Below are 16,430 nucleotides of genomic sequence, written 5' to 3'. Positions count from 1 at the left end.
GAATGATAGTACTCTGTCCCAGTTCGTGTTGAAATTTCAAAGAGATTGCCAAACTGTAAGAATAACTTTATAACACTAAAGTAAGCGTTTTCTTGACAATTATTGAGGAGGTCATTGATTTGAAGAATAGAAAATTTATGTGGTTGATGGGTATTATGCTTGTACTTAGCGTATTCCTCGCGGCGTGCAGCGATAAAAATGACAATGCTGATGATTCTACTGAATCCGGAAAAAAGGCTACAGAAAAATCAGGGGGAGATGGATCGCAAGTTTTGAGTTTGATTGAAGTAGCCGAAATTTCATCTGCTGACTCATCGATTGCTGAAGACGCGGTAAGCACTAAGGTACTGAACAATATAATGGAAGGGCTTTACCGCGTGAACCAAGAAGGTTTACTAGCGCCAGCGATGGCTGAAACAGAGCCTGAAATCAGTGAGGATGGAATGACGTATACGTTCAAAATTCGTGATGCACAATGGTCGAATGGTACACCTGTAACTGCGCATGATTTCGTATATGCTTGGCAACGTGCTGTTGATCCTGAAACGGCTTCGCCTTACGGACCTTATTTGATGGCGGGAATGATCAAAAATGCAACCGAAATTGGTGAAGGGAAAGCAGAAGTTGCGGACCTTGGAGTTAAGGCTGAAGATGATAAAACACTTGTCGTTCAACTTGAGCGCCCAGTTGCTTACTTCTTATCACTTACTTCTTTCGCTACATTTTTACCACTTAACGAAGAGTTCGTAGCAGACAAAGGTGATAGTTATGCGACTAGCTCGGATGCAATGATTTACAATGGCCCATTCTCATTGTCAGATTGGGATGGCACCGGTAACTGGAACTACGTTAAAAATGATACATATTGGGATGCTGGGAGTGTAAAACTTGATGAAATCGTTGTGGATGTTATTAAAGAAACATCAACAGCTGTAAAATTATATGAAAGCGGCGATAAAGATCGTGTAGTACTGAACTCTGAGTATGCCATGCAATATGCTGAAGATCCAAACGTTTACAATGAGGTTGAAACAGCCGTGTTCTATCTAAAAATGAACCAACTGCGTGATGGTAAACCGACACCGCTTGCCAATCCTGATATTCGTAAGGCAATCACACGGGCGTTCAATAAAGAAGAACTTGCGGACGCGGTCATGGCGAATGGAGCTAAAGCTGCTAACTTCCTCGTCGCAAATGACTTTGTGCTCGACGAAAACGGGAAAGACTTCCGTGAGTATAGTAAAGATTTCACTGTTTACAACGTTGAAGAAGCACAAGAGTTTTGGAAAAAAGGGTTGGAAGCACTTGGAACAGACGAAATAACACTTGAATTTCTCGGCGGAGACGCAGAAAGCTCCAAGAAACAACAAGAGTGGTACAAATCCGAATTGGAAAGAAACCTTCCAGGCTTGACGATTAAATTGAAAGAAGTTCCTGCGGCAGTACGTCTTGAACTGGATGACACAAGTGATTATGATCTCCAAGCAACAGGGTGGGGCCCCGATTTTCAGGATCCAATCTCATTCATGGAATTGTTTGTAACGGATAGCCCGCAGAACAAAATGGGTTACTCGAATCCAGTGTATGACGAACTTATTGAATCTACGAAAACAACGTATGCAAATGATCCTATCAAGCGTTTTGAAGTATTTGCGGAAGCTGAAAAAGTCCTACTTGAAGATGATGCAGCCATCGCTCCGACCTATCAACGCGGCGGAATGTTTCTTCGGAATCCTGCTGTAAAAGGAATTGCCGTTAATCCATTCGGTAGTGACTTTACTTATAAGTGGATGTATATCGAAGAAGACGGGAAGTAAAAAGTCTTGGTAGGTAACTATATAAGTTGAACAAATGAGATTCTATTTAATCTCCAGCGAAGGTGCCTACTGGGGCAGCCGAAGCGATAATACTGACAATGGTTTTCTGTCCGGCTTATCGCGGGAGGCATTCCCTAGCGCCGAGCGGTGTTGAGAGGATTCCCTCTGTTAAATTCCTATGCACAAGCGACTGGACAAGTGTCCTAGTTATTACGGAGGGGATTATTCTCTAATGAACTGTGTAGACAGAAAAAAGAGTATATGATAAGGTGAAAATACATAGGTAATAGTTTTACTAAATACTTTCAGAGTTTAATAATGAAGCTAACAAGTAAATAAAGAGATCGTGTGGTGAATTATGTGGCATATGCATTGGGTGTGGATATTGGCGGCACAAAAATAGCGTCTGTACTAATTGATCAAAATGGCGAAATATATAAACGTTCAGAAGTTCCAAGTGATCCATCAGATAAAGAAAAGATGTTTGAGCAAGTTATTAAAAGTATTGAACTGGTTTTAGAGGATTCACATGTACAGCTAAATGATATCAAAGGTATGGGTGTTGGTGTACCCGGAAAAGTAGATCGTGAAAAGGGTATAGCGGTTTTTCAAAATAACTTGCCTTGGGATAACTTTCCGATCGTGAGTCGGTTACAAGATTATTTTTCATTTGAAAATATTGTGATTGATAATGATGTCTACATGGCCACATTTGCAGAATGGAAAGTAGCGAACACGAATAAGCAAGACACATTTGTGTATGTAACAATTAGTACAGGAATTTCCTGTTCGATCATTCATGAAGGTTCATTTATAAGAGGCAATGGGTTTGCAGGGGAATTAGGTTTGTTTCCAGTTTTGGCAAAGTCGTCAGCAAATGGAATTGCTAATTTGGAAAAGTCAGCTTCAGGTCCTGCAATAAAAAAACTTGCGGAAAAACGATTCAACAACCCTGCTGTTACGACAAGTGATTTTTTCGCGAAGTATGGACAGAAAGATGCAGAAACGGAAGCGTTAATGAGTGAGGTTGTCGAATCGTTAGCGCATGGTATTTATTCGATAATCTGTTTGTTAGATCCCCATCGAATTGTTCTTGGAGGCGGTGTAATGAATAGCAATCCTTTTTTACTGGACTTATTCAAGGAGGAATTGAAAAAATATCTAATCCCCGAACAACTCCATAGCTTGGAGCGCTTATTTACAAGCAAGTTGAAAGAGGATTCAGGAATTATCGGTGCGGGTTTAAAAGGGATTGAATAATAAACTACTCGATTTAAGGGGAGGAAATAAGACTTTGAAACACGATAAAGATGAGAAAACCATAAAAAAGATAAAAGCGGTTTTAATCGGTGCAGGTGATAGAGGAGCGAAAGCATATGCCCCTTATGCCAACGATTTTCCACATGAATTGGAGTTTGTAGCTGTTGCCGAGCTGAATTCCGAGCGACGAGAGGCATTCGCGCAGCAATACTCAATTTCGGAAAGTTGTTGTTATGCCTCATGGGAAGAGATGTTGGAAGATGAGTTCGAAGCGGATGTCGCTTTCATTTGTACATTGGATCGGCAGCACTATAAGCCGACAGTCAAAGCGATTGAAAAGGGCTATCATGTTTTACTTGAGAAACCGATGTCTCCAGATCCGCAAGAATGCATTTCCATGGTGGAGGTTGCAAAAGAACATGATAAATTGCTGACGATTTGCCATGTGTTAAGGTATACACCATTTTGGCAAACAATCAAAGGCATTATTGAAGAAGGAAAAATAGGGGATATCGTCTCCATTCAATTGAATGAAAATGTTGAAGTTATGCATATGTCACATAGTTTTGTACGTGGAAACTGGAATAATAGTGATGTATCCAGCCCGATGATCTTGCAAAAGTCATGTCATGATATGGATATCTTAATGTATTTGATGGACCAAAAATGTAAGCATGTGAGCTCATTCGGATCATTGATGCATTTTAAAGAGTCGAACGCGCCTAAAGAGGGACCTTTACGCTGTTTGGATGGCTGTCCAATCGAAAACGAATGTGCTTTTCATGCAGGGAAATATTATTTAGGTGAAGGAAGAGGCTGGGCGAAAAAGTTCACAACGGATCATTCACGGGAAGGTATTATTCATGCATTACAAACAACGCCTTACGGAAAATGTGTCTACCGTTCTGATAATAATGTTGTCGATCATCAAGTGGTCAACCTGGAGTTTGAAAATGGCGCTACCGCTACTTTTAGTATGTGTGGATTCACAAGAGAGCAAACGCGCATTGTGCAAATCATGGGCACAAAAGGAGAAATTAGAGGAAAAATGGATGAAAACTCGATATCCGTATTTGATTTCCAAACAAAAAATGAAACAATTACTAAATTGAATGAACCAAAGAGCGGCCATGGTGGTGGTGACGAAGCAATTGTCAGGGACTTTTTACATGAAGTTAAAAACTATAATGGGAATGAGAGCAGATCATCCGCTGCTGTATCCTTAGAAAGTCATTTGCTTGCATTTAGCGCTGAAGCTTCAAGGCTTCAAAATGGTAAAGTAATTCGTATTGCTGACTTTTCGAATGAAGTCTCTCGAGTGAAGTCTCTTAGTGTGAAATAAGGTAGTCATGGAAATGGAAAAGGTGATAGTAGAATGGCAACGATTAAAGATATAGCAGAAAAAGCTGGTGTATCTTCTGCAACAGTTTCACGCGTGCTCAATTATGATGCAAGTTTGTCGGTAGCAGATGGCACGAAGATGAAAATATTTGAAGCAGCCGAAGCGTTATCTTACCGAAAAAGTCCAGTGAAAAAATTTATCGATCAAAAAATTGCGATTGTACATTGGTATACAGAAAAAGAAGAATTGAATGATCTTTATTATTTATCAATAAGGCTTGGGATTGAAGTCAGATGTAAGGAAATCGGTATGAAACCGGAAGTGTACTTTTTCGATAATATTACTGATATAAATGCAGCTGAAATCGGGGGCATTATTGCTGTAGGTAAGTTCAGCGACCCACAAGTGAAGCAATTGACGACGATTAATCCGAAAGTTGTTTTTGTAGACTACAGCCCAAATGAAGATAAATATGATGCGATTGTCATTGATTTTGAAAAAGCGACGGAAAAAATCATCGATTATTTCCTTGCGACCAATCATAGCAAAGTAGGCTTTATCGGCGGGAGGGAGTTACTGAAAGGGCAAACTGAACCCCTAGAAGAGTTGCGTGAAAAGTCATTCCGATCCTATATGGAAAAAAATCGTTTGTTCGATGAACGATTTGTGTATGTAGGCTCTTTCTCCGTTGAAGATGGCTATCGTTTAATGAAAAAAGCAATCGAAGAATTAGGTGAAGACTTACCCACTGCCTTTTTCATGAGTAGTGATGTCATGGCGATTGGCGGTTTACGAGCCCTTCACGAGGCGGGTATAGCAATCCCGGAGCGGGTGAGTATCATCGGAATAAATGACATGACCGTTTCGAAATATATGTATCCAGCATTGAGCACGATTAGGGTATATACGGAAGTTATGGGAGAAACAGCTGTCGATACATTAGTAGAACGATTAGAAGGAAGAAAAATTGCAAAGAAAATAGTTGTTTCCACCAAACTTGTAATCCGTGATAGTGTGAAAAAGTAAGGACTCGTTAAGTGAGTTTATTGATAAGTTACTCTTGCATGCTGTATATGTTGAACAGGGGATTCGATATAATCTCCAGCGTAGGCATCCCCAAGCGCCACAGCGGTTTTGAATGGAATCTTTAGTTCGACATCTATTATTTATTGAAAAGTGGAGGTTTCAGACAATGTTTAACTTAACTTTAGAACAAATCAATGAAAGTAACGCGATACACACGACAACGGAAATACACCAACAGCCTGCTGTATGGCAGGAATTAGTTACAGATCTATTCGAGCAACAAGAATCATATAAAACATTTCTTGACTCTATCTACATAAAACACCCTACGGTTCGAGTCATCTTAACGGGTGCCGGTACATCTGCATTTGTTGGCGATACGCTCGTTCCAGAATTAGCACGACAAAATCAACAAAACATCCAATTTGAGTCCATTCCAACAACGGATATTGTCTCAAATCCAACAGCCTACTTGTTTAAAGACACACCAACAATATTGGTATCATTTGCACGGTCCGGAAATAGTCCTGAAAGTGTTGCGACTGTCACATTAGGACAAGAGATTGTTACTGACTTTTACCAAGTTGTGATTACGTGTAATAAAGACGGGCAATTAGCGAAAAACATTCAAGGTGATGACAAAAGTATTACTTTATTAATGCCTGAAAAAGCAAATGATCAATCACTAGCAATGACAAGTAGTTTCACAAGCATGACCATTGCTGCTTATATGTTGTTTACAGAAAACGTTTTTACAAAAGATGTAGCCCACCAAATTATTGATAGTGCGGAACAGTTAATGGGTAAAATTGGGGCTCCTATTGATGAGGTATTAGAATTCGATTTTGAAAGAATTGTCTATTTGGGTTCTGGATTACTTGCTCAACTGTCGCATGAAGCAGCTTTAAAAATGCTTGAACTCTCTGGTGGACAAGTCGTTGCAATCCATGAATCATCGCTCGGTTTCCGTCATGGTCCGAAATCAATTTTGACTGATAAATCAGCAGTCGTTTTGTTCATGTCACAAGATCCTTATACGCGAAAATACGATCTTGATATTTTACGTGAATTAGCAGCAGTACAATCAGGCATGAAAATCATCGTACTTACTGAAACAAACGATGAAGAAGTGGAGAAACTCGCAGATTGGGTTATTTCAGTGAATGCTGGAACTGAACCAATTTCAAACGATTTCCATTTAGCACTACTATATGTTGTTTTCGCGCAAGCTTTAGCGTTGAAAAAGTCAATCCAATTGGGAATTACACCGGATAATCCAAGTCCAGATGGTGCGATTAGTCGTGTCGTAAAAGGTGTTACGATTTACGACTATAAAGAATAATCAATCCGACAATCAAATCGACCAACAGGGGGGAAAAGTGATGGGATATGTACAAAACACAATGGAAATGCTTAAGAAAGCTAGAAAAGAGGGGTATGCTGTTCCCGCTTTTAATATTCATAACCTAGAAACAATCCAGGTGGTCATTGAGGCGGCAGTTGAATTAAAGTCACCTGTCATTTTAGCGGCGACTCCAGGAACGATGGCTTACAGTGGGCGCGCCTACATTCAAGCAATTGCGGAGGTAGCAGCAAAGACCCATGATATCCCTATTGCTTTGCACTTAGATCATCATGAAACCGTTGAAACGATTGTAGAATCGCTTGAATTAGGTGTAAAAGCGGTCATGATAGATGGATCGCATGGTACGTTCGAAGACAATATTGAGCTTAGCAAAAAAGTAGTGGACATAGCGCATAAATACGGTGCAACAGTCGAAGCTGAACTCGGAAAATTAGTTGGGCAAGAAGACGATATGATTGTTGAAGCGGCGGATGCAGCGTATACAGATCCAAGTACTGTCCAGGAGTTTATCGAGCGAACGGGCATTGACTCCCTAGCTGTTGCCATCGGTACAGGTCATGGTCTTTACGAAACTGAACCGAATCTCGATTTTGATCGTCTGGAAGAGATAAAGAACTTAGTGGATATTCCGATTGTACTTCATGGTGCTTCAGGGATTTCCAAAGAGGATGTCCGGAAATGTATTTCACTTGGTTGTGCAAAAGTGAATATTTCTACGGAGCTGAAAATTCCATTTTCCGATGCATTGCGCACGCATTTAATCGAAAATCCAAATGAGACAGATACTAGAAAGTATATGAAACCGGCAAAAGATGCGATGAGGAACGTGGTAAAAGAGAAGATAGTTATGTGTATGAGTGACGGGAAAGCATAAAACTGTGGGGTGAGATTATTCTCACTCCATTTGACTATAAAGAGCTAAATGTAGCGGGGATGGAGTGGTATACGATGATAGTAACGATTACATTAAATCCAGCTGTAGATATAAGTTATAAGCTTGATAATCTTTCGCTAGACACTGTAAACCGGGTTGGGGATGTTTCTAAAACTGCGGGTGGTAAAGGACTGAATGTTGCAAGGGTATTGTACCAGCTTGGCGAGGATGTGGCTGCTTCGGGATTTTTAGGTGGCAGTTTAGGAGGGTTCATCAGTGCGCAGATTGCGGCCTTAGGTATACGGGATTTTTTTGTTCCGATAGACGGAGAAACACGGAACTGTATCGCTATTATCCATGAAGGAAAACAAACGGAAATACTGGAAAGTGGTCCACTGATTTCAGAAAATGAAGCAACACTTTTTTTAGAAAGGTTTACTGAATACGTACAACTGGTTAGGCTAGTAACGCTATCCGGAAGCTTGCCAAAGGGACTTCCAGCTGATTACTATGTGAAATTGGTGGAAATCGCTAATCAGTATGATACGCCCATTTTACTAGATTCAAATGGTGCTTCATTGACAACCATAATAGAAAGTGAACATAAACCCTTACTCATCAAACCAAATGAGGAAGAACTAGCAAATTTGCTTGGCCAAAGGTCTGTTGACGAGTCTCAAATAATGGATGCACTAGGATCGTTACTATTTGCTGATATTCCTTGGGTCGTTGTCACGCTTGGGGCAGATGGAGCGATTGTGAAACATGATAAAAATTTATACAGGGCAAGGGTACCAAAAGTAAGTGCTAGTAATCCGGTCGGTTCGGGTGACTCAGTTGTAGCGGGATTTGCTGCAGGAATCGCTCGTGAATTAGCCGATGAAGAATTGATCAAGTTTGGTCTGTCGATGGGTGTCTTAAATGCATTGGAAGAAAAAACAGGTCATATTAATGTAGAAAAAATCGGTTGGGCTGTTGGCCAGATAGTGGTTGAAAGAATCGAAAATGACTAATGTGATTGTATATGATTGAACGAAGCATAGGAAAGGAAGTTATTCGTGGGAAACGTATATTTACTTAACGCAACAATAGCTTTAAAAGATAGTATCTTGCAAGAAGGGTTTATACATATTAAAGAAGAAAAAATTGAGTCAATTGGTAAGATGGAAAATTGTCCATCTTTGACGGCCGCCGATAGAGTTTTTGATTGTAGTGAGAAAGGCTATGTGATTCCGGGTATGATTGATATCCATGTTCATGGCGCAGCAGGATTTGACTTTATGGATGGAAAACAGGAAGCTTTTGAAGGAATCGCGCGCGCTCTAGCAAAAGAGGGAACCACCTCATTCTTAGCGACGACGATAACGAACCCCGTCTCACATACAAGTGATACGTTAAAAAGTCTTGGATGGTATAAAGAGGACAGTAATGGCCCTGGCGTTGCGGAAATGATTGGCATTCATTTGGAAGGACCTTTTATAAATAAAGAACAAAAAGGAGCCCAGCCAGAGAGTGCCATTATTGTACCGAATGCTGATCTGTTCAAAGAATGGCAGGAGTTATCCGGGAATACTATTAAAGTAATCACATATGCCCCTGAGTTGGACACTGATTTTGAACTTTTAACCGAACTTGAAAGAACCAATGTGATTCCATCAATGGGGCATACAAATGCAACCTACGACGAATCGATTCACGCTATCCAGCAGGGGGTTACCCATGCAACGCATTTGTTTAATGGGATGAAGGGAATGCACCATCGTGACCCGGGAGTTGTTGGAGCGGTCCTTTTACAAGACGATGTCCATGTTGAAATTATTCCGGATGGCATCCATTTCCATCCGGATTTACTGAAACTCATTGTGAAAATGAAAGGGCTTGAAAGAATACTAGCGATAACTGATGGAATGCGTGCGAAAGGATTGCCGGACGGTGAATATGATCTGGGTGGACAGCAAGTGACCTCCCTGGACGGGAAATGTACATTAACGTCTACGGGTTCTTTGGCGGGAAGTATAGTGACGATGAATGATGTAAGATTGAATCTCGCAAAGTGGCTTGAATTATCTATACATGACCAAGTACAAATCACCTCAATGAATCAAGCTAACCGTTTAGGACTATCAAACCGAAAAGGATCTTTAGAGAGTGGGAAAGATGCTGATATTGTTGTAATTGGCAGGGATGGTGAAATTGAGTTGACGATTTGTAGAGGGGCTGTTGGTTATGAGCGTAGTGGGGCGTTTGGGTGACTTTTGATTTATGTTGCGGGGTTTTGGTGAAACGTTGTTGGTGTGAGGATAATGTTGCAAGGTTGGTGAAACATCAATATACAGTGCCTGTCACCCATACAAACATGAGAGTATAATTAATCAAGATAGTTAAAACAAACGTGAAGGTGTGAGTACCTGTCACCGTAAAACCTGGGTCAGTAGCCTGGTATCCTAAGTAAAGAACTGCAAATAGTTTTGCATTTCTCAAACTCTAGCACTATACTTAATAGAGTAAAAATAAAAAATTAAATAAAACAGTTTTGGCTTTTTGCTATTTAGCGAAGATTAAAAAGGAATCAGGTGAAAATCCTGAACGGTCCGGCCACTGTAAATGGGAAGTGACTTCTATTCATACCACTGGTGTAAAAACTGGGAAGGTGGAAGAAACGATATACCCATAAGTCAGGAGACTTGCCAAAACTTGTATGCGAAATACCTTCCGGAGAAAGGTAGCATTATGTATGTCTTCATGTCATTAGTAATTTAATGCGAGTGCATAAGCTCTTACCTCTATTTAGGGAGGTAGGAGCTTTTTAATTTTTATAAAAATAACTTGAAAGGAAATCACTAGTACTGAATGAGTGGCAATCTAATGGGAAGTACCAAAACAGGGAGGATTAGGAATTGAGAAAACTACATAAACAGTTGACAAAATGCTTCACAATTTTAATGAGTTTCTTACTTATATTTTCAATGGTAGTACCGACAGCACTAGCAGGGAGTGTCGAGAATGAAGAAGGCAGCAATTATAGTGAAGGGGAGCTAGTTGATACAGACGCGGAAGAATCTTCTACATTAGATTCATCCAAATCTGATATATCAGAGGAAGGGGCTCCACTGGAAGCTGAAAAAAAGTCTACTATAGATGTAGAAACAGAATCAGGTAGCGAATCTTGTGAAAAGGCAGAAGTGAACGAATTTACCGTTGATTTATCGGTAGATGGAATTGATAGTGTACTATTACCAAGTAAATCTATCAGTATAACTGATAATCAAACTGCACTAGATGCGTTGAAACAAACGCTGGATGCAGAAGAAATATCTTATACGCTTGAAGGTTCATCTATTCAAGCAATCAATGGAGAAGCAGCTGGAAGTCTAGATGGCTCGGATGGTTGGATTTACACGGTCAATGGAGAAACTCCTCAGGTTGGTGCGGATGTATATGAACTGGAAGCGGGTGATACTGTACGCTTTTATTACAACCGTCAGACACAACCGTCCTTAAATGGCTCGGTGGGTGATAAGTCATTGGAAGAAATGATTGAAGATACGGTCCAGTATTATAAAATGAACAGTACTAACTTATCGTGGTGGTGGAAAATTGTTGCATTATGGGGGGCAGGAGAGAACCTGACGGACGGTTCTTGGACATTGCCGAGTTGGCAGACAACTGATCCTAAGTTGAAGCCGGATTCTGGAGATACGGAACATATCCGCTACATTTTTGGCTTGCTAGCTATGGGTGAAGATCCTTCAAAGGCTTGGGAGACAAATAGGAATCTGTATGCCGAATTAGCTGCTCAGCAAAAAGAAAAAGGAAATATCGGTGGCATAAACAAGCATGTATGGGCAATGCTCGCTTTGGATGCGGGTGAAAAACTTGGCCATGATGTGGGGACTTGGGATGCAAGTAAAAAACAACAAGCATTGAAATTCGTATTGGATTCACAAAATGACGATGGTGGCTTTGCTCTTTTTGGTACTCAATCTGATATAGATATAACAGGAATGGTATTACTGGCTCTCGGAAACTATCAGGGGGAAAGTGCTACTGATGCAGCCATTGAACGCGCGAAGGACTATTTGAAAGCGCGACAATTGGACTTGGAAAACGGAGGCTTTAATTCCGCAGGTAGATTTGGAATGGGCGATAATTCCAATAGCCTTTCTACTTCTATTTCGGGACTAGTGGCGGTTGGAGAAGATCCACTAGCGGAGAAATGGATTGTAAATGGAAAGACAGTAGTGGATGCATATAGAGGTTTTCTACTAGAAAACGGAGGATTTAAGTGGAGGCACAACGATAAAAACGTGAACGGAATGTCAACAGAGCAAGCACTCGTTGCATTGACAGATATCCAAACGGGCAAATCAGTCTGGCAGCGACTCGCTGAGCAAGATTTGACGGCATCAAACCCGGATGAAAATGAAGAAGCAGCTGTTAAGTCGGCAATCAAGGGCATTAGTGACAAGCTTTTGAGCGATGGCGTGCGATCCGAATGGGAAGCAATCGGGCTCGCTAAAGCGGGTGTAGAGATTCCAGCTAGTTATGTAGATCAGTTCAAGCAAAACCTGGAACAGCAAGTGATTAGCAAATCAGGCAAAGGCCGTATGAAAATTACAGATGTTGAACGCCTGACGATAGCGGCAACTGCAGTCGGTATCGATCCGAAAAACGTAGATGGAAAAGGTTTCAACCTTATTGAGAAAATTTACAACAGTGAAGATCGAATAATGGGATCTGTGCATGTTGATAGCCTTCCTTTCCAAGGAAACAACGGAATTATTTTTGCGCTCATCGCACTCGATTCAAAAGCGTATGAGGTTCCTGCTGATGCCAAATGGACACGCGATAAACTAGTCACGGAGCTTTTGAACAATCAAAAATCCGATGGTTCATGGAGTTTATCAGCATCAACAACAGGTACTACCAGTATTGATATTACGGCGATGGCATTGATTGCGTTGGCTCCCTATCAAGACAAATCGAATGCGAAGACAGCAATCGACGATGCAGTGGCATTCTTAGCGGAAAAACAAGGTTCAACAGGCGGGTTTAATGAAGCCTTTGTTGGCGGTATTACCAGTGAAGCAACTTCCCAAGTCATTATCGCTTTGACAGCAAATGGGATTGATCCAAGAAGTGAAGGATTCACAAAAAACGGTATAACTCTATTAGATCATCTACTGAGCTTCAAAGCAGGAGACGGTGGATTCAAGCATACTACAGATGATAAAACTTCAAATGCCATGGCAACTGAGCAAGCATTGCAAGCACTTGTGGCATTTGATTTATATGTGAATGGAAATGGCCCTCTTTATCAATTTGGAAGTGAAGAATCGACAGAACCTAATCCAGAAGAAAAGCCAGATCCAGAGGAAACACCAAATCCGGAAGAAACACCAGATCCAACTCCAATAACGAAGAAGGTCCGCATATCTGTTGAAAAACGGACGATGGGACAAGGCGATATCATTTCACCGATGGAAGCCACTCTTAAAGAAGGCGACACGGCGTATACGTTATTGCAAAGAGTCGTGGATAATAAAAGCATTTCAATAAGCTCCATCGGTTCAGGTCCGACACTTTATGTCCAAGCAATTGATGGACTGGGTGAGTTCGATGGTGGGCCACTTAGCGGCTGGATGTATTCGGTGAACGGAGAATTCCCCCAATTTAGTGCTGGAATTTATACACTTAAAGAGGGAGACTCGCTTCGTTGGCAATATACAAGAGACTTAGGTAAAGATGTCGGAAATAGTTGGAGTTCCGAGGAAGAAAATCAGGTTGGAAAGCCATTAACTCCGCCTAAATTGCCCGTTGTTAGTGTTCCGTCAAATCAAAGCTATACACTTGCAGTACAACCGAACGAAGACGTCTCGATTCCAGTAATGATGGAATTCAGCACTGCTGTACTTCCTAATTTGATTGCCGATCGTGCAGGTGCAAAATTGGAGATACCTTCAGGTACGTCGGTCACAAGTGATTGGGATAAAAAAATACAAGCACCCACTAAAATAAAAACAACCAAAGAAGACAAAGCGAAAGTTACAAAAGCGCTTGCAGGTGAACAATTAGTTGGCATTGATGCGCATATCAAAGTGGGCGGAAGCCAAACGATTACATTTGATAAACATGTGAGCTTGGCATTTGAAAATCTTGGTGAAAAAGAAGCGGGCTTTATCGACGTGGACGGCAAGTTCACACGTATCGACAAAAAGGGTTCAAGAAACAGTCAAGACGATGTTTATGCTTTCCAAGATGGGAAAGACCTTGTCATTAAAACGACGCATTTTACTGAATTTGTTGTATTTGAAACAACTGGAAAACAATCTGGTGAAGTACCCGATACTGTCAAGTCGGCGATCAAAGCGATTAGCGATAAGCTATTACGTGATGGTGTGAAAACTGAATGGGAAGCAATCGGTCTCGCTAGAGCGGGTGTACAAGTACCAGCTAATTATGTGACTCAGTTCAAGAAGAACCTGGAAGACCAAGTAATCAGCAAATCAGGTAAAGGACGCATGAAAATCACAGATATTGAACGCTTAACAATGGCGGCTACCGCAATCGGTATCGATCCGAAAAATGTGGATGGCAAAGGCTTCAATCTTATTGAGAAAATTTACAACAGTGAAGATCGGATAATGGGGACTAAGCGTGTTGATAGCCTAACTTTCCAAGGGAACAACGGAATTATTTTCGCGCTTATCGCTCTTGATTCAAAAGCGTATAAGGTTCCTGCTAATGCAAAATGGACACGCGACAAACTCGTTGCAGAACTTTTAAAGTATCAAAAAGCGGATGGCTCATGGAGTTTGGAAACATCGACAACAGGCTCTACAAGTTTTGATATTACGGCAATGGCATTGATTGCGTTGGCCCCTTATAAAGAACAAGCAAATGTGAAGACAGCGATTGACAAGGCAGTCGCATTTTTATCGAAAGAACAAGGCGCGACAGGCGGATTTAATGAAGCCTTTGTCGGCGGCATTACAAGTGAAGCGGCGTCGCAAGTAATTATTGCGTTGACGACGAATGGGATTGATCCAAGAAGTGAGGAATTTACAAAGAATGGCATTAACTTACTGGATCATTTACTAAGCTTCGAGGCAAAAAATGGTGGATTCAAGCATACTGCAGAAGATAAAACAGCAAATAGCATGGCGACTGAACAAGCCTTGCAAGCGCTTGTCGCAGTTGAATTATATGTGAAAGGTGAAGGGGCGCTTTACCAATTTACAGGTCAACAAGTAAAGCCGACACAGATTCGATTCAAAGATCTTTCTTCACATTGGGCGGAAGATTATATCTATAAAGCAGTTCAAGCTGGAGTCGTAAAAGGCTATACAGATGGAACGTTCAGACCGAATAATCATTTAACACGTTCCCAGTCAGTTTTACTAATTGTTCGAGCGTTGGAATTAGAAACAACGGATAAGGCACCGTTCAAAGATATAAAAAACTTTCCCGAAGAAACGAAGATGGGAATTGCGGCTGCCTACAAATATGGAATTGTGAAGGGGAGCAACGGTAACTTCAATCCGACCCGGAAAGTGACGCGAGCTGAAATGGCTCTAATGATGCAACGTGCATTGGCATACAAATTTGGTGGTGAATATAGTGCGCCGAAAAAAGCACCTTTTACTGACTTTGGGTACTATAGCCAAGAAGTAGTAGATGCGATATCGGTGTTATATGCCACTGGGATTGCGATAGGTAATAACGGAAAGTATATGCCGGGAAGTCCAACATCACGTGCACAAGCAACAAAAATGCTAGTGAACCTTATTGAACTAGAACAAGCAAACTGATGTGTGAACGAGCTATTTAGAATTTCACCCCTCCAACACAAATGTTTGAGGGGGAAATAAAATGATCAGGAGGTTGTCTAATGAAGCGAATTTCGAGACATCTAGTGCTGACCCTTAGTGTATTTCTCATGGTATTTATCGTTAGTGGATGTGGATCATCCCTCCAGAAGCCTACCGGTTTGGAGAATGAGGACCAACCTATTGCGGAAGCAGTGAATGATGAATCACAGAAGGCAATAGAGGACGAAACGCAAGATGAAGAAACGATGCCGGATGCTACTGTGCAAGAAAAGACTCGAGCTACCTCTGAAAAAGAAGCTACACAAAAACCAGGGGTCGATGTGAAGTCAGCGAACAAAACGGTGGAGAAGCCTGCATCCGATCAACAGTCCAAGAAGCCGGCAGCTACCACGAAATCGCCTGCTGTAGTGCATAAGCCGGCAAGCGAATCAGCGAAATCTACAACAGCTACTCAACCGGGGGCAGTGAAACCTGCTCCGACAAAACCTTCTCCAACAAAACCGGCGGAACCGAAGCCTAACAAGCCGGCTACAGTACCTGAAGCCAAGACAAGTAAAGTGGTTTACTCAATTGTTATTTCTGGAAGTGAAATACCATTAGCACCGACAACCATGGAAATTAAAGACGGCGATACGGTATTGAAAACGCTCATAAACATTACAAAGAAGAATAAGGTCCAAATGGATTACCGAGGCGGCCAAGGAGCGACTGCCTACGTGGAAGGAATCGACAATGTCTATGAATTTGACCGTGGTCAAGGAAGCGGCTGGATGTATCGTGTAAATGGCATTTTCCCGGATCGAGGTGCAGGTGTTGTCAAACTGCTGGACGGTGACCGGGTCGAATGGCTTTATACGACAAATCTCGGCGTTGACTTGAATGCAAATTTAAAACCGTTCCGTCGTTAGGGAGT

At 41.4% G+C, this 16,430-nt stretch carries 10 protein-coding genes and 1 riboswitch; all 10 genes read left to right on the top strand.

Going from position 1 to position 16,430, the window contains the following annotated elements; all coding sequences use genetic code 11:
• Positions 1-119 precede the first annotated feature (119 nt).
• Positions 120-1,817, top strand: a complete 1,698-nt coding sequence (locus FILTAD_RS05850; protein WP_124069575.1) for a peptide ABC transporter substrate-binding protein — start codon at positions 120-122, stop codon at positions 1,815-1,817.
• Positions 1,818-2,177: 360 nt separating this feature from the next.
• Positions 2,178-3,077 (top strand): ROK family protein, encoded by a 900-nt coding sequence (locus FILTAD_RS05845; RefSeq protein ID WP_124069624.1) that lies wholly within the window; start codon positions 2,178-2,180, stop codon positions 3,075-3,077.
• Between the two features lie 61 nt (positions 3,078-3,138).
• Positions 3,139-4,419, top strand: coding sequence for a Gfo/Idh/MocA family protein (locus FILTAD_RS05840; RefSeq protein WP_124069623.1), 1,281 nt, complete (start codon positions 3,139-3,141; stop codon positions 4,417-4,419).
• Positions 4,420-4,452: 33 nt separating this feature from the next.
• A complete protein-coding gene (locus FILTAD_RS05835; RefSeq protein ID WP_124069574.1) occupies positions 4,453-5,445 on the top strand; it encodes a LacI family DNA-binding transcriptional regulator in 993 nt (330 codons plus the stop codon).
• Between the two features lie 166 nt (positions 5,446-5,611).
• The gene (locus FILTAD_RS05830) at positions 5,612-6,787 is read left to right on the top strand and encodes an SIS domain-containing protein (protein WP_124069573.1); all 1,176 of its coding nucleotides are present in this window, start codon (positions 5,612-5,614) and stop codon (positions 6,785-6,787) included.
• Between the two features lie 40 nt (positions 6,788-6,827).
• Positions 6,828-7,685, top strand: coding sequence for a tagatose-bisphosphate aldolase subunit GatY (locus tag FILTAD_RS05825; protein ID WP_124069572.1), 858 nt, complete (start codon positions 6,828-6,830; stop codon positions 7,683-7,685).
• Positions 7,686-7,759: 74 nt separating this feature from the next.
• A complete protein-coding gene (locus tag FILTAD_RS05820) occupies positions 7,760-8,698 on the top strand; it encodes a hexose kinase (RefSeq protein ID WP_124069571.1) in 939 nt (312 codons plus the stop codon).
• Between the two features lie 45 nt (positions 8,699-8,743).
• On the top strand, positions 8,744-9,937 hold the full coding sequence (gene nagA, locus FILTAD_RS05815) for an N-acetylglucosamine-6-phosphate deacetylase (protein ID WP_124069570.1): 1,194 nt from the start codon (positions 8,744-8,746) through the stop codon (positions 9,935-9,937).
• 265 nt (positions 9,938-10,202) lie between these two features.
• A riboswitch (cobalamin riboswitch) is annotated at positions 10,203-10,391 on the top strand.
• Positions 10,392-10,582: 191 nt separating this feature from the next.
• Positions 10,583-15,496, top strand: coding sequence for an S-layer homology domain-containing protein (locus FILTAD_RS05810; protein WP_124069569.1), 4,914 nt, complete (start codon positions 10,583-10,585; stop codon positions 15,494-15,496).
• Between the two features lie 80 nt (positions 15,497-15,576).
• A complete protein-coding gene (locus FILTAD_RS05805; RefSeq protein ID WP_124069568.1) occupies positions 15,577-16,425 on the top strand; it encodes a DUF4430 domain-containing protein in 849 nt (282 codons plus the stop codon).
• Positions 16,426-16,430: the final 5 nt, after the last annotated feature.

The organism is Filibacter tadaridae (assembly GCF_900609045.1).
GTDB lineage: Bacteria > Bacillota > Bacilli > Bacillales_A > Planococcaceae > Sporosarcina > Sporosarcina tadaridae.
This window is presented reverse-complemented; position numbering and strand designations above follow the sequence as displayed.